We start from the raw sequence: 20,080 nt of genomic DNA on the forward strand, positions 1-20,080 counted from the left end.
GCCAAGATCGCCGAACTGCTCCAGCCGGAGCGCATCGGCGTCCACCTGTCCGAGGAGTTCCAGCTGCACCCCGAGCAGTCCACGGACGCGATCGTCCTGCACCACCCCGAGGCCAGCTACTTCAACGCCGGAGGCCGGGAATGACCACACTGCGCGACTTCCTCGACCGGGGGACGCCGTCGTTCTCCTTCGAGTTCTTCCCGCCCAAGACGGCCAAGGGGGAGCGGACGCTGTGGGAGGCGATCCGCCGGATCGAGCCGCTGGCGCCCGCCTTCGTCTCGGTCACCTACGGGGCCGGGGGGTCCTCGCGGGACCGTACCGTCGAGGTGACCAAGCGGATCGCCACCGACACCACCCTCAGGCCCGTCGCCCATCTGACCGCGGTCGGTCACTCGGTGGCGGAGCTGCGGCACATCATCGGCCAGTACGCCGACGCCGGCGTCCGGGACGTCCTCGCCCTGCGCGGCGACCCGCCCGGCGACCCCAACGCCCCCTGGATCCCGCACCCCGACGGCTTCACCCACGCCGACGAACTGGTGCGGCTGGTCAAGGAGTCGGGGGAGTTCAGCGTCGGCGTGGCCGCGTTCCCCGAGCGGCATCCGCGCTCGGCGGACTGGGACAGCGAGATCCGGCACTTCGTCGCCAAGTGCAGAGCCGGCGCGGACTACGCCATCACCCAGATGTTCTTCAAGGTCGAGGACTATCTGCGGCTGCGCGACCGGGTGGTCGCCGCGGGCTGCGACACCCCGATCATCCCGGAGATCATGCCGGCCACCGACGTACGTCAGATCGCCCGCTTCGCCGAACTCAGCGGCGCCGCCTTCCCCGAGGACCTGGCCCACCGCCTGGACGCCGTGCGCGACAACCCGGCGGACGGCCACCGCATCGGCGTCGAGTACGCCACCGCGATGGCCGAACGGCTCCTCGCCGAAGGCGCCCCGGGGCTGCACTACATCACGCTCAACCGCTCGACGGCGACGCTCGAAATCCATCGCAACGTGACGAACTCAAGGAGTGCCCAGCATGCCCTCGCAGCCCAGCGCTGACTTCACGGACTTCAAGGTCGCCGACATCTCCCTCGCCGAGTTCGGCCGCAAGGAGATCACCCTCGCCGAGCACGAGATGCCCGGCCTGATGGCGATCCGCAAGGAGTACGCGGAGGCGCAGCCGCTCGCCGGCGCCCGGATCACGGGCTCCCTGCACATGACGGTGCAGACCGCCGTCCTCATCGAGACCCTGGTCGCGCTCGGCGCCGAGGTCCGCTGGGTGTCCTGCAACATCTTCTCCACCCAGGACCACGCGGCCGCCGCGATCGCCGCCGCGGGCATCCCGGTGTTCGCCTGGAAGGGCGAGACGCTGGAGGAGTACTGGTGGTGCACCGAGCAGGCCCTGACCTGGCCGGGGCACGCCGGCCCGAACATGATCCTCGACGACGGCGGTGACGCCACCCTCCTCGTCCACAAGGGCGTCGAGTACCGCAAGACGGGCGAGCTGCCGGCCGCCGAGAACGAGGAACTGGCCGTCGTGCGGGCCCTGTTGGAGAACAGCCCGCTGGACTGGACGGCGATCGCCTCGGAGATCCGCGGTGTGACCGAGGAGACCACGACCGGCGTCCACCGCCTGTACGAGATGCAACGCGACGGCGTTCTGCTGTTCCCGGCGATCAACGTGAACGACGCCGTGACCAAGTCGAAGTTCGACAACAAGTACGGTTGCCGGCACTCCCTGATCGACGGCATCAACCGCGCCACCGACGTCCTCATCGGCGGCAAGACCGCCGTGGTGTTCGGCTACGGCGATGTCGGCAAGGGCTGTGCGGAGTCGCTGCGCGGTCAGGGCGCCCGGGTCATCGTCACCGAGATCGACCCGATCTGCGCCCTCCAGGCCGCGATGGACGGCTACCAGGTGACCACGCTGGACGAGGTCGTGGAGACCGCCGACATCTTCATCACCACGACCGGCAACAAGGACATCATCATGGCCTCGGACATGGCCAGGATGAAGCACCAGGCGATCGTCGGGAACATCGGCCACTTCGACAACGAGATCGACATGGCCGGCCTCGCCCAGATCCCCGGCATCGTCAAGGACGAGATCAAGCCCCAGGTCCACACCTGGACCTTCCCCGACGGCAAGGTGATCATCGTCCTGTCCGAGGGCCGCCTGCTGAACCTGGGCAACGCCACCGGCCACCCGTCGTTCGTGATGTCCAACTCCTTCGCGGACCAGACGCTGGCCCAGATCGAGCTGTTCACCAAGCAGGCCGAGTACCCGATCGGCGTCTACACGCTGCCCAAGCACCTCGACGAGAAGGTCGCCCGGCTCCACCTCGACGCGCTCGGCGTCAAGCTCACCACGCTCCGCCCCGAGCAGGCCTCGTACATCGGTGTCGACGTCGACGGCCCCTACAAGCCCGACCACTACCGCTACTGAGCCGACCGAGCAGGAGGAGAACGTGTACGACATCTTGGAGGAGGACCTCAGACAGTCCCACGACGTCCCGGCTCTCGCCCCGCCGCTCCGGCTCGCCGGGGCCGACGAGGACGACGCCTGGGAGCCGCACGTCGTCCGCGGTATCGACTGACGACGTACCCGTTCGTCCCGTCCACGAGGCGCGCCGCAGCAGTTGTGCGGCGCGCCTCGTCGTCGTGCGCGGAAGGTGTCCGGGCGGTGTCCGATGGCCGGAAAACAGCGCGGCCGTGCACCACGTCTTCTCGACCGGTCCACGAGTGAACCTTGTCAGTCTCTGTAGGAGACGACGAGCGGAGGCGTGGAGGTGCAGACATGATTCGGATGCTGCGAGGCGTTCTGCGGATGACGGTCAGCCGCTGCCTGCGGCCTCTGTGGCGGGGCCTGGCAGCACACGGGGCCCTCTATGTGGGCCCCGAGGCCATGCAGGCCATGGAACCGCCCCGCTCGGCCTCACGCTCCCAGAACCGCCTGGTGCGCTACGCGCAGAACCGGTTCCTGGTGCTGCCGCCGGGCGTGGGCGGACCGCCCACGGCGCACCCCGAGCGGCTGCGTGAGGACGTACCGCTGTCCCCGCAGGAGCGGCTCCTGGTCCGTGAGGTGTGGCCGGCGTACGAGGAGCGGGCCCGCGACCGCCGCTGACCGGCTCGTGACACACGCGAGGCCGGGTGCGCGGAGCCGTCGAGCTCCGCGCACCCGGCCTCGTGCCGTGTGGCCGGATTCAGATGGTCGTGATGACCTCGTCGGCGTCCAGGCGCGGGGCGCGCGGGAACCACGCGTCCGGGCCGGGCCTGCCGATGTTGACCACCATCAGCGGGGTGTGGTCGTCGTCCAGGAACTCCTTCTGGACGCCCGCGGCGTCGAAGCCGCTCATGGGACCCGCGGCGAGACCCGCGGCCCGGACACCGATGATGAAGTACGCGGCCTGAAGGGCGCCGTTGAGGAGCGCGGAGGCCTCGCGGGTGGGGCGCTCCGCGTACAGGACGTCCTTGACCTGGGGGAAGTGCGGGACCAGCTTGGGCAGCTCCTCGTGGAACTCGTTGTCCGTGGAGAGGATCGCCACCAGCGGCGCCGTGGCGGTCTTCGGCCGGTTGGGCTCGGCCATGTGCCGCACGAGACGCTCACGGGCCTCGGGGGAGCGCACCAGGGTGATGCGCAGCGGGCTCTGGTTGGAGGCGGTGGGACCGTACTTGACGAGGTCGTAGATCGCGAGGATCTGCTCGTCCGTCACCGGCTCGTCGGTGAAGGTGTTGGCCGTCCGGGCCTCACGGAAGAGGAGGTCCTGGGCGGCGGCGTCGAGCACGAGCGACATGGATACAACCTTTCAGCAGCGGCTTCTACGGGGATCGGGAACCCTGAGTCGGTTCGGCGCGGTGTCCGTGCGCGGCCCTCACCCCCACTCGACCAGGGCGAAGCTCGCGGCCATGCCGCCGCCGAAGCCGGCCAGCAGGATCAGCTCGCCGGGGCGGAAGGCGCCCTCGCGGGCGGCCGCGTCGAGGGTGATCGGGATGGAGGCGGCGCCCGTGTTGCCGTAGTGCGTGACCGTGCGGTGCATGGTGGCGCGGGGGAGGGCCAGCTCGGCGAAGACCTCGTCGAGCATGACGCTGTTGGCCTGGTGCGGGACGAAGTGGCTGATGTCCGCGGCCTCGACGCCCGCCTCGTGCAGGAACCCCTTGGTCAGCTGCGGCAGTTGCTCCACGACGAAGCGGCGCACCTCGCGCCCGTCCATCGCGAAATATTGCAGGCCCGCGTCGAGACCGGCCGCGTCGAGGGGCTGCCGGCTGCCGCCCCCGGGCACCTGGATCAGGTCCGACAGGGCGCCGAAGGTGTACAGGGCGACATGCCGTACGACCGGACCGTGCGTGGTCGGGCCGAGGACCATGGCGCCGGCGCCGTCACCGAACAGCACGACCGTCCTGCGGTCGACCGGGTTCAGGATGCGCGAGTACAGGTCCGCGCCGATCACCAGCGCGTAGCCGCCCCGCCGCAGGATGACGCTGCCGACCGCGGAGAGCGCGAACACGGTGCCGGAGCACACCGCGTTGACGTCCACGGCCGCGGTGGTGGCCGCGCCGAGGTTGCGCTGCACATAGGCCGCGGTCGGCGGCTGCGGCCGGTCCGGCGTGGACGTGGCCACCGCGATCATGGACAGCTGCTCGGCGGTGATGCCGGCCGCCTCCATCGCGGCCCGCGCCGCGGCCGTCGCCAGATCGGACGTGGCCTGCTCGGGGGCGGCCCAGCGCCGCTCCCGGATGGCGGTCTTGCGGACGATCCAGGCGTCGTCGACGCCGGCCGGCGCGCCGACCTCGTCGTTGGAGACGATCCGCTCCGGCACATAGGCCCCGGTACCGAGGATCCTGATGTCCTTCATGGGGCTGCCGTGGGCGGCGATCGTGGTCGGTGTCATGCGGCTGCCCTCCCCTCAAGTGGTCTGTGAATGGCGGTACGAACGGGCCGGCGGACGAGCGGTCCCCGAGAGGACCGCCCAGGGGCCGCCGGCCCGCGAGACGCTCAGCGCGTCTGGTAGATCCGCTTGTGGCCGCTGATCCCGGCGAGCCGGAACGGGCCGGTGGTCTGCTCCGGGGTGGCGTGGTCGCCGCCGTCGGTCGGGAACGTCCACTCGTGCAGCTCGCGGTAGCCGGCGTAGTCGACCGTCCTGCGCCGGGCGATCGCCTCCAGGTTCTCCGCGGTGCGCAGGTGGTCCCGGTAGCCGGCGACGACGGTGCCGGAGAAGAACTCGGCGACGGAGCCGGAGCCGTAGCTGAGGAAGGCCAGCGGCCGGCCCGACAGGTCGTCCGCCTGGTCCAGCAGCGCGGCCAGGCCCAGGTACACCGACGCGGTGTAGCTGTTGCCGATCACCGTGTTGTAGGCGGTGGTCTGGCCGAGGGCGCTCGCGATGACGTCCTTGTCGGTGTCGTAGCCGCAGTAGTTCAGCAGGTGGCGGTGGGCCTTGTACGCCATCTTCGTGAACGGCTGGTGGTAGCAGAACGCGGCGAACTCCTCGAGCGCGCGCCCGCCCTGCTCCGAGTAGTCCTTCCAGCTGCCCTCGACGGCCTGGAGGTAGGCGCCGATGGACTCCTGGCCGTCGACGAGCGCGGTGGACAGGTAGTTGGGCCGCCAGAAGTCCATGACGTCGGCGGTGAACAGCCCGGAGGGGTCCTCGATCCGCACCAGCGCCGGGTCCACGCTCACCAGCATGGCCACCGCGGACGCGCCCTGGGTCGCCTCGCCCGGGCTGTCCAGCTCGTACTTGGAGACGTCACTGGCGATCACCAGGACCTGCTGGGCGGGGTCGCGCCGCACCAGGCCGATGGCGAACTGCAGGGCCGCCGTCGCCCCGTAGCAGGCCTGCTTCAGCTCCACCACACGGGTGGCCGAGGGCAGCCCGATCAGCGAGTGGACGTAGATGCCGGCCGACTTCGCCTGGTCGATCGAGGACTCGGTGGCGAAGACGACCGTACGGATGCGGTCCTTGCCGTGCCGGGCGATGATCGGCGCGGCCGCCGTCGCCGCCATGGTCACGATGTCCTCGTCGGCGGCCGGGACACTCATCGACTCCTGGCCGATGCCCACGTGGTACTTGCCGATGTCGGTGCCGTTGTGCGCGGCGAGCGCGGTGTGGGGCAGGACGAACTCGCCGGTCGCGATGGACAGATCGTGGATTCCGATGGATATGGACATGCCTCATACACCAACCTTTGCGGTCTTGTTGTCGCGTTCCAGCTGGACGTGCGCCCGCATCAGCTCGCCGGGGTTCGTCTGCGCCGCGAGCAGCGAGAGCTCGCCGCACAGCACCGTGGCCGCGGCGAGGACGGCGAGCCGGCGGGCGTTCTCGCCGGGCGCGACGTCGGCCCGGCAGCCGAGCCGGGTCAGGTTCGTCTCGACGAAGCCGAGACCCTTGCCGTTGCCGACCGAGCCCACGATCAGGTTGGGCAGGGTGCAGGCGAAGTACAGGTCGCCGTCGCGGTCCTCGGCCATGACGACGCCCTGCGAGCCCTCGACGATGTTGGCCGCGTCCTGGCCGGTCGCCAGATAGAACGCGAGCAGCATGTTGGCGTAGTGGGCGTTGGCCGAGCGGATACCGCCGGCGAGGAGGGTGCCGAGCAGGTTCTTGCGGATGTTCAGCTCGACGATCTTCGCGGCCGTCGTGTGCAGGACGTCGGCGACCACGTCACGCGGGACGAGGATCTCGGTGACGACGTTCTTGCCGCGGCCGAGGATGCCGTTGATGGCGGTGGCCTTCTTGTCCGAGCAGTAGTTGCCCGAGATCGACCCGTAGGAGATGCCCGGGATCGTCTCCAGCAGGTGCGCCAGGAGCGCGTCGGAGGCGAGGGTCGCCATGTTGTGGCCGGAGGCGTCGCCGGTGGAGAACTCGAACCGGATGAACAGCAGGTTGGCGTTGATCTCGTGCCGGATGCCGATCAGCTGGGCGAACCGGCTGCAACCGCGCACCACTTCGCGCAGTTCGTCGATGCGCGCCTCGATGGTCCGGGCGGCGGTCAGCGCGGTCAGCGCGTCGGTGGCCTCCACGAGCACCGAACGCGTCATCCGCTCGTCCACGAGGGTGGCGACGATGCCCTTCTCGGCCAGCCGGGAGACCTTCGCGCCGCGGCCCACGGACGGCCACAGCGGCGATTCGTAGGTGGCGAGCGGGACCTGTGTCTCGGTGTTGGCGACGTTCCCCGAAATGCGGAGGGGGCCCACCCACCTCATGGGGACCCCGGCGATCGCGTGTGCTTCGGTCATCGTGTGCTTCCCGTCATCTCGTGGAGGGCGTCGATGGAGCTGGAGCGCTGGGCGAGCCGCCGCGTGTCGATGCCCCGGTCGGCACAGAAGGACCGGAGCTCGCCGTGGATCAGCAGGTCGCAGCGTGTGAGGTCGGCGGGGGTTCGGGCGCCGAGCATGGTCTGGAGGGCCGCCAACTGGTCGAGCCAGGTGGAGATCTTGGCGACCAGGGCGGAGACGTCGCCGTCGAGCAGGGTGCGCAGGAAGCCCCCGGAGGAGCCGACGGCACGCGCGCCGAGGGCGAGGGCGCGGGCCACGTCGAGCGGGGTGCGCACCCCGCCCGAGGCCAGCACCGGGATGCCGACGTCCTGCGCGTCCAGCAGACAGGCGACCGTGGACTGGCCCCAGTCGTGCAGGTAGGCGTAGTCGGCGAGTTCACGCCGGCCGTTCTCGATGCGCGCGAAGTCGGTGCCGCCGCGGCCGCTGACGTCGGCGACCTGCACGCCCAGGCCCGGCAGCGCGAGGATCGTCTCGCGGCTGAGCCCGTTGCCGACCTCCTTCACGATCACGGGGACGTCGACGGCCGCCGCGATCCGCTCGATCTGCGCCGCCCAGGAGCCGAAGGAGCGGTCGCCCTCCGGCATGGGCGTCTCCTGCGCCGTGTTGAGGTGGATCTGCAGGGCGTTCGCCTCGATCAGGTCGATGGCGCGCCGCGCGTTGTCGACCGACGCGGTCGCGTTGACGTTGGCCATGACGAACCCGTCCGGGTTCTCGGTGCGCAGCACCCGGAAGGTGTCCGCGCAGGACGGGTCCTTGAAGTAGGCGTGCATCGAGCCCGAGGCGATGGCCACGCCGGTCTCGCGGGCGGCGACGGCCAGATCCCGGTTGATGACACCGGTCTTGGGGCTGCCGCCGGTCATGGCGTTGATGTAGAGCGGCGCCTGCCAGGCGATACCGGCGAAGGTGGTTGCCAGGGACACGTCCGGCCGGTCGATGCCGGCCAGCGCGTGGTGGACGAACGACACCTCGTCGAACTGGTTGCGTCCGCTGTGCGCGTGCTGCTGCTCCATGGCGAGCCGGACGTGGTCGTCCTTGCGCTGAGCGCTACTCATTCTTCGTTCCCTTCGGGCCCTTCAGGGGCGGGACGCAACGGCAGGGGCAGCACCCCGGCCGCGGCCCACCGTTGCCTTACGTGCGCGATGTCGTGCGGGGCGTCGGCGTCCAGCAGGGCGATGCCGCAGTCGCCGCCCCCCGCCCCGGAGGGTTTGGCGGCGCCGCCGACGGCCTCGGCCGCGTCGCACAGCGCCGTCAGTTCGGGCGTGAAGATGCCGAGGCCGACCTCGTCGTCCAAGCGGGCCAGTTCCTGCCGGGCGCGCCGGATCTGCTGGGCGAAGCCCGGGCCGTCGCCGGTCTCGAGGGCGCCGATCGCGGCGTGCACGAAGTCGTGGCTGGTCTCCATGAACTTCTGGTGCGAGGGGCTGCCCCGCCAGATCCGCCGGTGCAGCCCGGCCACGAGGTTGGTGGTGGAGGCCGGCCTGCCGGTCCAGCCCACCTCCAGGGCCAGACCCTCGGGCGCGGGCAGCCGGCGTACCTCGAAGCCCGGCCAGTCGGCGCGCAGCGCCTCCTCGACACCCCGGTCGCGGGCCAGGGCGAGCACGTGCTCCCGGTCGGGCGCCCGGTAGGCGATCCAGCCGCCCCAGGTGCCGGCGGCGAGGTCGCCGCCGGAGCCCTTGGGGTCGATCCGGGCGGTCGCGAGCAGGGCGAGGCGGAACCGGGCCTCGCGCGACAGCCGGAGCCCGCAGTACGACGCCACGGCCGCGACCGTCGCCACCGTCACCGCGCCGCTGGAGCCCAGGCCGTACTTGCGGCCGTTGTCGTGCAGGGTGCTGGTGACGGACACGCTCAACGCCGGGACGGGCAGGCCGCGTTCGGTGAGCAGCCCGGCCACGGTCTCGACGGCGGCGGCGACGTACTCCGTCGTCCCGTCGCCCCCGGTCAGCCGGCCGTCCCGCCACTGGTGGCGCACCGCGCGCGCGGTGAGGTCGGAGGCGATGACGACGCCGGTGTCGTCGGCCCCGGTCACGGTGACGGTGATGTACCGGTCGACCGCGATCAGGATCGCCGTGCCGCCGGGTTCGACGACCGCGTACTCGCCCGCGACGTACAGCTTGCCCGGCGCGTGCCGTACGACCGTGCGCCGGGAGGTCATCGTCCGCCCCCGGTGAGCAGGCGGGCGCCCGGGCCCGGTCCGGCGGTGTGCACCGCGACGTCGGGGGCGGCGGCGCGCACGGCGGCGGCCACCCGGTCGGCGTCCGCGCGCCGGCACAGCACCTTGACGTTGGGCCCGGCGTCCATGGTCACGTAGGCCGGGACGCCGTCGCGCCGCAGTTGCGCCACGCTGTCGAGGACGGTCAGGGACGCCGGTGACATGTACCGCACGGCGGGGCGGGCGGCGAGCATGGTGGCGTGCATGCCGAGCGCGTTGCGCTCCGCGATCTCGCCGACCGCGTCCAGGTCGCCCCGGCTGAGCGCCGCCCGCATCTCGACGAGGTCGGCCTTGCCGGAGTCGGCCCACGGCTCGAACAGCGGCGAGGTGTCGACGGTACGGCGCATGGCCGTACGGCTGGACACCTCCTTGGGGCCCGCGTTGACGACGGCGACGACGAGCGCCGGGTCCAGGCCGGCGGCGGCGTCGACGGGCTCGGCGTAGGAGCTCAGGTCGTCGGTGCCGGCATGCCAGACGGCGAAGTCGGCGAAGATCGACCGGGACGCCGAGCCGGAGCCGCGCCGGGCCAGCCGGGACAGGGACCGCGGGTCGCCGTCGAGCCCGTAGACGGCCGACGCGGCGACGGCGAGGGCGGCGAAACCACTGGCGGAGGAGGCGAGGCCGGCCCCGGTGGGCACGGTGTTCTCGGTGTCCACGACGGCCCGTGCCGTACTGCCCGCCCGCTCCCGTACGAGGTCCAGGAAGGCGCTGATGCGCCGGGCGGCCTCACCGGTGGCGCGCTCGCCGTTGAAGGTGATCGCGTCCTCGTCGGCCCCCGCGGCGAGCCGCACCCGGGTGGTGGTCGGGAAGATGTCCAGGGTCATCGACAGGCTGTCCGTGCGCGGCAGGAACAGCCGCTCGTCGCTCTTGCCCCAGTACTTGATGAGCGCGATGTTGGGGTGCGCGACGGCGGTGGCGTCCGTCACGGTCCCGGCCTCGGCGCGCGGTCGCGCGAGCTGTTCAGTGCTCATGGGTGACGAGCCTCCTCAGCGGTACGACCCACGTCTGGACGGCGCCGGCCTCGTGCAGCTGCCCGGCGACCTCCCTGGCCTGCTCGGGCTGGGTGAGGGCGAGGACACAGCCGCCCAGCCCACCGCCGGTGATCTTGGCGCCGAGGCTGCCCGCGTCGAGCGCGGCGGCGACCATGGCGTCGATCCGGTCGGTGCTCAGACCGGCCGCGCGCAGCAGCTCGTGATAGTCCGTCAGCCGCGCGCCGAGCTCCTCCGGCGAGCCGTCGGCGAGGGCCCGCCGGGCCTCCTCGACGAGCTCGGTCGCACGGCCCAGGAACCGCTCCTCGGCGCCCGCCTCGCGCGTGAATCCCTCCCGCAGCAGCTCCACGGCCTCCTTGGTGCTGCCCGCGGTGCCGCTGTCGGCGATGATGAACAACCCGTCGCAGCCGATGGCCAGTTCCTCGGCCCGGCCCGCCTGGAACAGCAGCGGGCCCGGCGCGCCGACGGCCATGGCGTCGACGCCGCTGGCCCGGCCGTGCGCCATGTTCTCGGCCGTCTGCACCAGGTCGAACGCCGTGGAGTCGGGCATCTCACGGCCGAAGAGGTCGGCCAGCGCCAGGACGATCGCCCGCGCGTTCGCGGCACTGGAACCGAGCCCGCGTCCCGGCGGGATGGCGCCGTCGAGGATGACGTCCAGGTGCGGGCTGCCCGGCACGCCCATGCGCTCCTTGAACGCCGAGGCCAGCTTCTGCAGACCGTCCGAGGCCAGCGTCACCACCGCCCGCGAGGCGGAACCGGTCATGGTGAAGGACAAGCCGCCCGGGGCGTCGGCGGAGTGGGAGGACCATCCGGCGTTCGCCGTGGCCGTCAGCTGCGGGATCGGCAGCGCGAGCGCCGGGGTTCCGTACACCACCGCGTGCTCGCCCAGCAGGATGGCCTTGGCATGGGCGCGACCGATGCCGACCGAGCGAGCCCGATGGTTATCCGAAACCCCCTCCACTGAGGTCGGTAGAGTCAACGCACTCACTCCCCTTGTCGTTTCACGAAGTTCTTCGAGACGGGCGGTTGGATTTTCTGGCGCGGAGCAGAAGGTGGTGCGGGGGAATGGGACATCGTCACCGGGTTTCGGTACGACGCCTCATGGCGATCTCCGTGAGTTCCTCGATGTCGAACTCCGAACGGCAGTTGGGCGCGCCATAGCGGGTGATCTTCCCGCGGCTCACCCATTTGCGGATCGTCGCTTCCGACACCCCCACGGCGAGTGCGGCGACATTCGTGGGAACAAGCCGGTGGCGTGGCGGTTTCGTCATGCCGAGACACCCTTTCGCTGCCGCTCCATGAGCTGCCGCAGAGTCAGCCATTCATGCGTTTCCCAGGAGTGGCCCGCCGAGCATGCGATGCTCCGGCTCCCCGGCTTTCCGGCGTCTTTCGGCGAGGCGCTGATCGTGCCGCCGCACCCGTCCACCACGCACTGCCGGATCAGGCTCTGCAACGCCCCGGGTTCGGGGTCGATCATGCCGCGCAGCTCGGCGACGAGGGCCTCGGCCTCACTCGCGAAATCGGCGGCCGGGGGCTGGGCGGCCAGCCACTCCAGATGCCGGGTCAGAAACCGGGCCAGCTGCGGAACGGTGCGGGCCGGCGCGGTGACGCCGAGCTGCTCCACGACGATCTCCGCCCAGGACTCCAGCGTCGCGAGGATGTTGTGACGGGCGTCCAGCACCGAGATGTTCAGGTGGTCCCGCCGCCGACTCCCCGACACCCGGGTGGGATTGCTCCGCCGATGGGTCGGCGACACATGGTGCAAGGACTCCTGGTGCAGTGCGGGAATGATGCGCAGATCGCGTTCCACCTGGCTGATACAGGCGGCACAAAGGACGAAACCGGGGACGGCGCTGCTCTCATGAGTGTGATTTCTGGAGCACGGGTGAACCATCGACGAATCTCCTTCATGAGGCGGCTCGCCCTCCGCGACCGTGTTGCGCGAAATGGCCGGGTCGATCCGGTGACGCCTTTTTCCCGAACGTAGCGAGCGGTGCTGGAGTCCCGATACAGCCCCGTTCGCGGCCCGCCGGAGATGGCAGGACACCGCCTGCCCGACAGCGGTCGGCCAGGGCCTCCGCAATTCCTCCAGCGGCTTTCCATCAAGGGCCGAGCAAGGGTTGAGCGCCTGCCCCGACCGTGGCGGAGGAAGGAGGCATTGTGGACGGTACGCATGGAGGCGGACGCGCAGTCGGCGTCGGACTCACCGCAGGGCCGCTCGTGAAGGCGGCCAGTCAGTTTGCCCAGGGCGATCCGATGCCATTCGGCTATCCGGACACCCGGCAATCCACCCAGTCGGCCCGTGGAGACGGGGCGGCGCACCTGGAGGTCTGCCTCGTCGGAGCCGGCCCACGAGGCCTCTCCGTCCTGGAACGGCTGTGCGCACAGGAGCGGAAGTCGCCCCGCTGGGACACCGTCACCGTGCATGTCGTCGACCCGGACCCGCCCGGCTCGGGACGGGTGTGGCGCCCCACCCAGTCCCGGCACCTGCTGATGAACACCGTGTCCTCGCAGGTCACGGTCTACACCGACGCCAGCGTCCGGATCGACGGACCGCTGGAGGAGGGGCCGAGCCTGTACGAGTGGGCCAAGGCGCTGGTCTCGCGCACCCTCGACGCCGTCCCGCCGGGCGGCTACGACGACGGCGTCCTCGCCGAGGCCCGCCGTCTCGGCCCCGACTCCTACCCCACCCGCGCCCTGTACGGCTGCTACCTGACGTGGGCCTTCCAGCGGGTCGTCGCCGGTGCGGCGGCGCATCTGACGGTACTGACGCACCCGGTGCGGGCCGTCGCCCTCGAGGACGACGGGCCGGCGGGGGAGCAGACCGTCGAGCTGGAGGACGGCACCCGGCTGACCGGACTGTCCGCGGTCGTCCTCGCCCAGGGCCACGTACCGGCCCAGCTCTCCGACACCGAACGGGAGCTGACCGAGTACGCCGAGCACCACGGCCTGACCTACCTCGCCCCGGCCAACCCCGCCGACGTGGACCTGTCGGGCATCCGGCCCGGCGAGCACGTGCTGCTGCGCGGGCTCGGGCTCAACTTCTTCGACTACCTCGCCCTGTTCACCCACGGCCGCGGCGGCGTCTTCACCCGCGTCGAGGGACGTCTGGTCTACCGGCCCTCGGGCCGCGAACCCCGCCTGCACGCCGGCTCCCGGCGCGGCGTGCCCTACCAGGCGCGCGGCGAGAACGAGAAGGGCGCGCACGGCCGCTACTTCCCGCGGCTGCTGACCGCCGGATACATCGCCGCCCTGCGCGCCCGCGCCCCCCACGGCGGTGCCATCGACTTCGCCGCCGACCTGTGGCCGCTCGTCTCCAAGGAGGTGTGCAGCGTCTACTACGCCGCGCTGCTGGAGTCGCGCGGTGAACTCCCCGACGTCGTCGAGGAGTTCGTCGAGGCCTACCTGGAGGCCGAACCGGGCGCGGACGAGGACGTGCTGCTCGACGCGACCGGCATCGGCAGCGCCGAACGCTGGGACTGGAAGCGGGTCGCCCGCCCCTACGGCGACCGGGTCTTCACCGACCAGGCCGCCTTCCGCGCCTGGCTGCGCGGCCACCTCGACGACGACGTCCGGCTGGCCCGCCAGGGCAACGTCAGCGGTCCGGTCAAGGCCGCCCTCGACATCCTGCGCGACCTGCGCAACGAGCTGCGGCTCGCCGTCGACCACGCCGGACTGACCGCCGCGTCCCACCGCGACGACCTCGACGGCTGGTACACCCCGCTCAACGCCTACCTGTCCATCGGCCCGCCGGCCTCCCGCATCGAGGAGATGGCCGCGCTCCTGGACGCCGGCGTCCTCGACGTGACCGGCCCCGGCATGCGCGTCACCCCCGACCCCGACGACCCGTACGGCCCCTGCTTCATCGGCACGTCGAGCGAGATACCGGACGTGCGGGTGCGGGCCACGGTCCTCATCGAGGCCCGGCTGCCCGAGATCGACCTGCGGCGCACCGCCGACCCGCTGATGAACCACCTGCGGGCCACCGGCCAGTGCCACCCCTACCGCATCCCCGCCGGGGACGGCACGGGCGGCACGGACTACGAGACCGGCGGCCTCGCCGTGTCCGAGCGGCCGTACCACGTCATCGACGCGCGCGGCGTACCGCATCCGCGCCGCTTCGCCTACGGGGTGCCCACCGAGTCCGTGCACTGGGTGACCGCCGCCGGCATCCGCCCCGGCGTCGGCTCGGTCACCCTGGAGGACTCCGACGCCATCGCGGCCGCGGTCCTCGCCCTGCCCGAACTGCCGCACCCGGTCACGGAGTTGCAGAGCGCGGACGCGAGGGCGGCCGTATGAGTACGGTGCACACGCCGCCGTGGGCGGGAACCCTGCCCGACCACCTGGACGCCGGGCTGCTGTCGCCGGTCCGGGCGGGCACCCCCGTCGAGGCGGCCGTCGGCGACAGCGCCTGGCTCCAGGCGATGCTCGACGCGGAGGCCGGCCTGGCCCGCGCCCAGGCCCGCTGCGGCACGATCCCCGCCCAGGCGGCCGCGGCCATCACCGCCGCCGCCCGCGCGGAGCTGCTCGACGTACGCGAACTGGCGCTGGCCGCGCGGGAGACCGCGAACCCCGTCGTGGGTCTGGTCAAGGCGCTGACCGCGGTGGTCGCCGAACGCACCCCGGAGGCCGCCGAGTACGTGCACCGCGGCTCCACCAGCCAGGACGTCCTCGACACCGGCGCCATGCTGGTGGCCCAGCGGGCGCTGCGCCTGATCGTCGCCGACCTGCGGGCGGTCGCCGAGGCGCTGGCCGGGCTCGCGGCCGCGCACCGCGACACGGTGATGGCGGGCCGCACCCTCGCCCTGCACGCCGTGCCCACCACGTTCGGGCTCAAGGCGGCCGGCTGGCGCGCCCTGGTGCTGGACGCCGTGGAACGCCTGGAACGGCTCGCCGACGGCGGGCTCCCGGTGGCGCTCGGCGGCGCGGCCGGAACCCTGGCCGGCTATCTCCAGTACGCCGGTGCGGACGCGGACCCCGCGGCCGTGCTCGACCATCTGGGCGCCGCGTTCGCCGACGAGACCCAGCTGGCCGTGCCCGTCCTGCCCTGGCACGCCCTGCGCACCCCCGTCGCCGACCTGGGGGCCGCGCTCGCCCACACCACCGGGGCGCTCGGCAAGATCGCCGCGGATGTGCTGGTGCTGACCCGCACCGAGATCGGGGAGGTGGCCGAGCCCGCGGTCGCCGGGCGGGGCGCCTCCTCGGCGATGCCGCACAAGCGCAACCCGGTCCTCGCCACCCTGATCCGCTCCGCCTCCCTCCAGGTCCCGGCGCTGGCGGCCGTGCTGTCGCAGTGCCTGCCCACCGAGGACGAGCGGTCGGCCGGGATGTGGCACGCGGAGTGGCAGCCGCTGCGGGAGGCGCTGCGGCTCACCGGGGGCGCCGCGCACACGGCCGTCGAGCTCGCCCGGGGCCTGACCGTCCGCCCGGAACGGATGCGCGCCAACCTCCAGGCGACCGGCGGCCAGCTCGTCTCGGAGCGGGTCTCCGCGGTGCTGGCCCCGCGTATCGGCAAGACGGCCGCCAAGGAACTGCTGACCCAGGCCTCCTGGGTCGCCTCCCGCACCGGCCTGCCACTGGCCGACGTCCTCGCCGACCTGCCCCAACTGGCGGGCGTGCTGACCCGCGAGGAGGCCGCCGCCCTCCTGGACCCGGCCGGTTACACGGGCGTCGCGGGCGCTCTGGTGGACCGTGCCCTGACCGCGCCACGACCCGGGCGGGCCCCGGCGCCCTGACGGCCGCCATCCGCCCGAGGGACGGCGGCGGATGCTTCCGCCGCCGCCCGCGGCGCCGGGCCGTGGTCGGCGGCGCCCTCTCCTCCCTGGTCCGGACCCTGATCGCCCCTCACCCGCCCCTCGCCCGCCCCACGTCCCGCTCCACGCTCCACTCGAATCCCCCTCGCGGCCGTCTCGAATGTCGCTTGAGCCGGTGTCGAACCTGGTGGCTCGGGGCGTGGCGCGGCGCATGATGCAAGCACAACGCACTGGGGAGGCGGCCGAGTTGAGTCTGGACGCGCGTGTTGTGGAAAGGGGCGGGGGTCACGGGCACGGTCTGGTGATCGGCTCCAGCCTCGCCGGGCTCACCGCGGCCCGGGCGCTGGCGGGTTTCATGGACCGGGTCACCGTGATCGAGCGCGACTGGCTGCCCCGCGGCCCCGGTCGCCGCCGAGGGGTGCCGCAGGCACGGCACACCCACGGCCTGATGACCGCGGCCCAGCAGGGCCTGGAGCTGCTGTTCCCCGGCATCTGCGACGACCTCGTGCGCGCCGGAGCGGTCCGGGTGCGCATCCCGGAGGACATGCTGCTGCTCGGCCCGGCCGGCTGGCTGCCGCGCTGCGCCACGGACCTGTCGATGCTCAGCGCCGGCCGCGACCTGCTCGACTCGGTCGTACGGGACCGGCTGCGCGCCGACCCCAAGGTGACCTTCCTCCAGGAGCACGAGGTCGTCGCGCTGGAGCCCGGCCCCGAGGACACCGTCACCGGCGTCTGGGCGCGCCGCCGCAACCGCAGGGAGCCCGACGGCTGGAACCCCGAGCACCTCATCCGCGCCGACTTCGTCGTGGACGCCTCCGGACGCGGCTCGCAGGCCCCCGAGTGGCTCGCCGAGCTCGGCTACGAAAAGCCCGCGGAGTCGGTGGCGGCCACCGGGACGTCGTACGCCACCACCCTGTACGCGCCCCCCGTCGGCCATGTCGCCGACTTCACGAGCCTGTGGGTGATGGCGGCGCCCGGCGATCCGCGCCAGGCCGTGCTCAACCCCGTCGAGGGCGGCCGCTGGTCGGTGACGATCGCCACCGGCGACGGCACCCCGCCGCCCGCCGACCACGCCGAACTGCTGAGCGCCGCCGCGGCCCTGCGCCACCCGCTGCTGCGCGACCTCATCGCGACGGCCACCCCGCTCGGCCCCGTCTACGGCAGCGCCCGCACCGACAGCCGGCTGCGCCACTACGAGAGGCTGCGCCGCTGGCCCGACCAGTTCCTCGTGGTCGGCGACGCCCTCGCCGCCCTCGACCCGGCGCACGGCCACGGCATGACCCTCGCCGTGGAGTCCGCGCTGGTCCTCCAGCACCTGCTCACCGCGCACGGCACCGCGATCGGCATCAGCCACCGGCTGCGCCGGGCGCTGGCCCACCAGATCGCCCCCGCCTGGCAGGCGAGCACCCGCCCCCTGGGCGCGGCCCGCGGACTGCGGGCCCGGTTCGGCCGGCGCTACGCGTCCCGGCTCGCGGCCGCCGCGACCACCGACCCGCACGCGGCGGCCCTGCTGCTCCACCAGGACCAGGCCCTCGTGCCGCCCGTCGCACTGCGCTCACGCGCGCTGCGCGTCGCCCTGGGCCCCCGGCAGGCCGCCACCGCCACGGCGCCGCCCAGCCTCACCCACGGCCCCGAGGCCCGCAGGCGCAGGCCCGTCCAGCCGTCGGTACCGGCCATCGGGGTCGCCACCGGGTCCGTCGCGCGGCCCCGGCCCACCGGCTCCTCGGCCCACTGGCCGACCGCGGCACCGGCCGGCGAACGGCGGGGATCGTGAGCGCGCCGCGTTTCGGCCGAGTGGCGCGTAATACACCGTCGCGGCCGAAAACGCACCGCCATACGCTCGACGCCATGACAGCAGTGGATCAACTGACCGACAGCACGGCCCACTTGTCCGCCGGCGTCCCACAACTCACTCGAGAAACGCTTGAGTTGCCACTTGAGTATCACTTGAGCGCGGTTGTTCTGTTTGCTGACGCGTGGATAGCGTTTCCACCGCTCCAGGGCACCGGCCGGCTTGCGCCGCGGCAGGCCACCTTGCCTGTGACAGCCGAGCGGCGAGGGGAGGGCGCGCGGGTATGAGCACGACCGAAAGGGCGCCGCACAGTGCGCGCACCGAACCGTCCAAGGGCGAACGAGTCGCCGACTGGGCGGACGGGCGGCTCGGGATCTACAACTTCCGCTTTCTGATTCGCAAGGTCTTTCCCGACCACTGGACGTTCATGTTCGGTGAGATCGCGCTCTACAGCTTCATCGTGCTGCTGCTCACCGGCGTCTGGCTCACGATGTTCTTCGACCCGAGCATGACGGAGACCGTCTACCACGGGTCGCACGAACCGCTCCAGGGCATCCCGATGTCCCAGGCCTACGCGTCCACCCTGCGCATCAGCTTCGACGTGCGCGGCGGCCTGTTCATCCGGCAGCTGCACCACTGGGCGGCGCTGATCATGATCGCCACGCTCTGCATCCACATGCTGCGGCACTTCCTGACCGGATCGTTCCGCAATCCGCGTGAGGCCAACTGGCTCATCGGCTTCGTGCTGCTGGTCGTGGTCACCCTGGAGGGCTTCGTCGGGTACTCGCTCCCCGACGACCTGCTCTCCGGCACCGGTCTGCGCATCGCGGAGGGCGTCACGCTCGCCATCCCGGTGGTCGGCACCTACGCGACGATGTTCCTGTTCGGCAGCGAGTATCCGGGCCACGACATCATCCCGCGGTTCTACAGCATCCACATCCTGCTGATCCCGGGCATCGTGCTGGCCCTGGTCACGATCCACCTGATCCTGGTCTTCTACCACAAGCACACCCAGTTCCGGGGCCCCGGACGCACCGAGAACAACGTGGTCGGCCAGCCCATGATGCCGATCTACGCGGCCAAGGCGGGCGGGTTCTTCTTCCTCGTCTTCGGCGTGCTCTCGGTGATGGCGGCCATCGCCCAGGTCAACCCGGTGTGGACCTACGGCCCCTATCGCTCCGACCAGATCTCCCAGGGCTCCCAGCCCGACTGGTACATGGGCTTCCTGGAAGGCGCCCTGCGGGCCATGCCCGCCTGGGAGTTCGTCGTGCCGGGCGGCTACACCGTCAACATGGGCGTCCTGCTGCCGGCGGTGATCCTGCCGACCGTGATGATGGCGGTGATCGCCCTGTGGCCGTTCCTGGAGGCGTGGGTCACCGGTGACAAACGCGAGCACCACCTGCTCGACCGCCCGCACGAGCGCCCCGCCCGTACCGCGTTCGCCTGCTCGTTCGTCTCCTTCTACCTGGTGCTGTTCTTCGGCGGCGCCAACGACGTCCTGGCCGAGCGGTTCCATCTGTCGCTGAACTCGATCACCTGGGCGGTCCGCATCGGCGTCTTCGTCGTCCCGGCGCTGACCTACGTCGTCACCCGGCGGATCTGCCTCGCCCTCCAGCTGCGCAACCGCGAGAAGCTGCTGCACGGCCGCGAGACCGGACGGATCAAGCGGCTGCCGCACGGCGAGTTCGTCGAGGTCCACGCACGCCTCGAACGCGGACAGGAGTACACCCTGCTGTCCCGCGAGATCCCCGAGGTCCTGCCGGCCCCCGCGACCCACGACGAGGCGGGCGTGCCCAACCCCAACCTCCGCAAGGAGATGCTGCGGTACCGGTTCAGCCGCTGGCTGTACGGCAACCAGATCCCGCACCCGACCCCGCAGGAGATGCAGCACGCGCTGGAGCACCTCGGCCACGCGCCGGCCGCTCTTCCCTCCGCCAACGGACACGGCTCGTCCAACGGACATGCCTCGTCCAACGGGCACGGCTCGTCCAACGGACACCGGGGCGCCGACGGCCAGGCGGCCGTCGGGGGACGGGAGTCGGACCAGGAAGTGCACTGACCCGGCGGCACCACGCACCACCGGGCC

Annotated in this window: 19 protein-coding genes; 9 read left to right on the forward strand and 10 right to left on the reverse strand. The window is 72.0% G+C overall.

The features are described from left to right. The 5 genes from ACZ56U_RS36830 to ACZ56U_RS36850 form a co-directional block, all read left to right on the forward strand. Positions 1–144 (forward strand): vitamin B12 dependent-methionine synthase activation domain-containing protein (locus ACZ56U_RS36830; RefSeq protein WP_469088359.1); only part of this gene is annotated, 144 nt, incomplete at its 5' end. Continuing rightward, a complete protein-coding gene (gene metF / locus ACZ56U_RS36835) occupies positions 141–1,046 on the forward strand; it encodes a methylenetetrahydrofolate reductase [NAD(P)H] (protein WP_469088296.1) in 906 nt (301 codons plus the stop codon). The genes ACZ56U_RS36830 and metF, both read left to right, overlap by 4 nt. Further along, positions 1,024–2,433, forward strand: a complete 1,410-nt coding sequence (gene ahcY / locus ACZ56U_RS36840) for an adenosylhomocysteinase (RefSeq protein WP_469088297.1) — start codon at positions 1,024–1,026, stop codon at positions 2,431–2,433. The genes metF and ahcY overlap by 23 nt, the downstream gene beginning before the upstream one ends. A 22-nt stretch (positions 2,434–2,455) precedes the next feature. After that, positions 2,456–2,584, forward strand: coding sequence for a hypothetical protein (locus ACZ56U_RS36845; protein WP_391243318.1), 129 nt, complete (start codon positions 2,456–2,458; stop codon positions 2,582–2,584). Positions 2,585–2,784: 200 nt separating this feature from the next. After that, positions 2,785–3,111: a DUF6059 family protein gene (locus ACZ56U_RS36850; protein WP_469088298.1), complete on the forward strand. Its 327-nt coding sequence runs from the start codon at positions 2,785–2,787 to the stop codon at positions 3,109–3,111. 79 nt (positions 3,112–3,190) lie between these two features. Here ACZ56U_RS36850 and ACZ56U_RS36855 read toward each other — a convergent pair whose 3' ends face one another. The 10 genes from ACZ56U_RS36855 to ACZ56U_RS36900 all read right to left on the reverse strand — a co-directional run bounded on the left by ACZ56U_RS36855 (position 3,191) and on the right by ACZ56U_RS36900 (position 12,259). Further along, positions 3,191–3,781: a malonic semialdehyde reductase gene (locus tag ACZ56U_RS36855; protein WP_469088299.1), complete on the reverse strand. Its 591-nt coding sequence runs from the start codon at positions 3,779–3,781 to the stop codon at positions 3,191–3,193. Positions 3,782–3,859: 78 nt separating this feature from the next. After that, positions 3,860–4,876 (reverse strand): 3-oxoacyl-ACP synthase III family protein, encoded by a 1,017-nt coding sequence (locus tag ACZ56U_RS36860; RefSeq protein ID WP_391243327.1) that lies wholly within the window; start codon positions 4,874–4,876, stop codon positions 3,860–3,862. A gap of 104 nt (positions 4,877–4,980) precedes the next feature. After that, complete coding sequence (locus ACZ56U_RS36865; RefSeq protein WP_469088300.1) at positions 4,981–6,150, reverse strand: hydroxymethylglutaryl-CoA synthase; 1,170 nt, start codon at positions 6,148–6,150, stop codon at positions 4,981–4,983. Between the two features lie 3 nt (positions 6,151–6,153). Further along, entirely contained in the window at positions 6,154–7,215 is a 1,062-nt protein-coding gene (locus ACZ56U_RS36870; protein WP_391243333.1) for a hydroxymethylglutaryl-CoA reductase, read from the reverse strand. After that, positions 7,212–8,306: a type 2 isopentenyl-diphosphate Delta-isomerase gene (gene fni / locus ACZ56U_RS36875; RefSeq protein ID WP_469088301.1), complete on the reverse strand. Its 1,095-nt coding sequence runs from the start codon at positions 8,304–8,306 to the stop codon at positions 7,212–7,214. Before fni ends, ACZ56U_RS36870 begins: the two co-directional genes overlap by 4 nt. Next, the gene (locus ACZ56U_RS36880) at positions 8,303–9,403 is read right to left on the reverse strand and encodes a phosphomevalonate kinase (RefSeq protein ID WP_469088302.1); all 1,101 of its coding nucleotides are present in this window, start codon (positions 9,401–9,403) and stop codon (positions 8,303–8,305) included. Before ACZ56U_RS36880 ends, fni begins: the two co-directional genes overlap by 4 nt. Next, positions 9,400–10,431 (reverse strand): diphosphomevalonate decarboxylase, encoded by a 1,032-nt coding sequence (gene mvaD / locus ACZ56U_RS36885; protein ID WP_469088303.1) that lies wholly within the window; start codon positions 10,429–10,431, stop codon positions 9,400–9,402. Before mvaD ends, ACZ56U_RS36880 begins: the two co-directional genes overlap by 4 nt. After that, entirely contained in the window at positions 10,421–11,437 is a 1,017-nt protein-coding gene (gene mvk, locus ACZ56U_RS36890; RefSeq protein WP_469088304.1) for a mevalonate kinase, read from the reverse strand. The genes mvaD and mvk overlap by 11 nt, the downstream gene beginning before the upstream one ends. An 88-nt stretch (positions 11,438–11,525) precedes the next feature. Next, the gene (locus ACZ56U_RS36895; protein WP_391243348.1) at positions 11,526–11,720 is read right to left on the reverse strand and encodes a MerR family transcriptional regulator; all 195 of its coding nucleotides are present in this window, start codon (positions 11,718–11,720) and stop codon (positions 11,526–11,528) included. Continuing rightward, positions 11,717–12,259, reverse strand: coding sequence for a hypothetical protein (locus ACZ56U_RS36900; RefSeq protein ID WP_469088305.1), 543 nt, complete (start codon positions 12,257–12,259; stop codon positions 11,717–11,719). The genes ACZ56U_RS36895 and ACZ56U_RS36900 overlap by 4 nt, the downstream gene beginning before the upstream one ends. A gap of 446 nt (positions 12,260–12,705) precedes the next feature. On the opposite strand from ACZ56U_RS36900, the gene ACZ56U_RS36905 reads away from it, so the two are divergent. The 4 genes from ACZ56U_RS36905 (at position 12,706) to qcrB (ending at position 20,053) form a co-directional block, all read left to right on the forward strand. Further along, entirely contained in the window at positions 12,706–14,748 is a 2,043-nt protein-coding gene (locus ACZ56U_RS36905; protein ID WP_469088306.1) for an FAD/NAD(P)-binding protein, read from the forward strand. Then, positions 14,745–16,184, forward strand: coding sequence for a nitrosuccinate lyase (locus ACZ56U_RS36910; protein WP_469088307.1), 1,440 nt, complete (start codon positions 14,745–14,747; stop codon positions 16,182–16,184). Before ACZ56U_RS36905 ends, ACZ56U_RS36910 begins: the two co-directional genes overlap by 4 nt. 319 nt (positions 16,185–16,503) lie before the next feature. Further along, entirely contained in the window at positions 16,504–17,976 is a 1,473-nt protein-coding gene (locus ACZ56U_RS36915) for an NAD(P)/FAD-dependent oxidoreductase (protein WP_469088308.1), read from the forward strand. Between the two features lie 301 nt (positions 17,977–18,277). Next, positions 18,278–20,053 (forward strand): cytochrome bc1 complex cytochrome b subunit, encoded by a 1,776-nt coding sequence (gene qcrB / locus ACZ56U_RS36920; protein ID WP_469088309.1) that lies wholly within the window; start codon positions 18,278–18,280, stop codon positions 20,051–20,053. Positions 20,054–20,080: the final 27 nt, after the last annotated feature.

The sequence above is a fragment of the Streptomyces sp. NPDC034103 genome, from assembly GCF_055575395.1.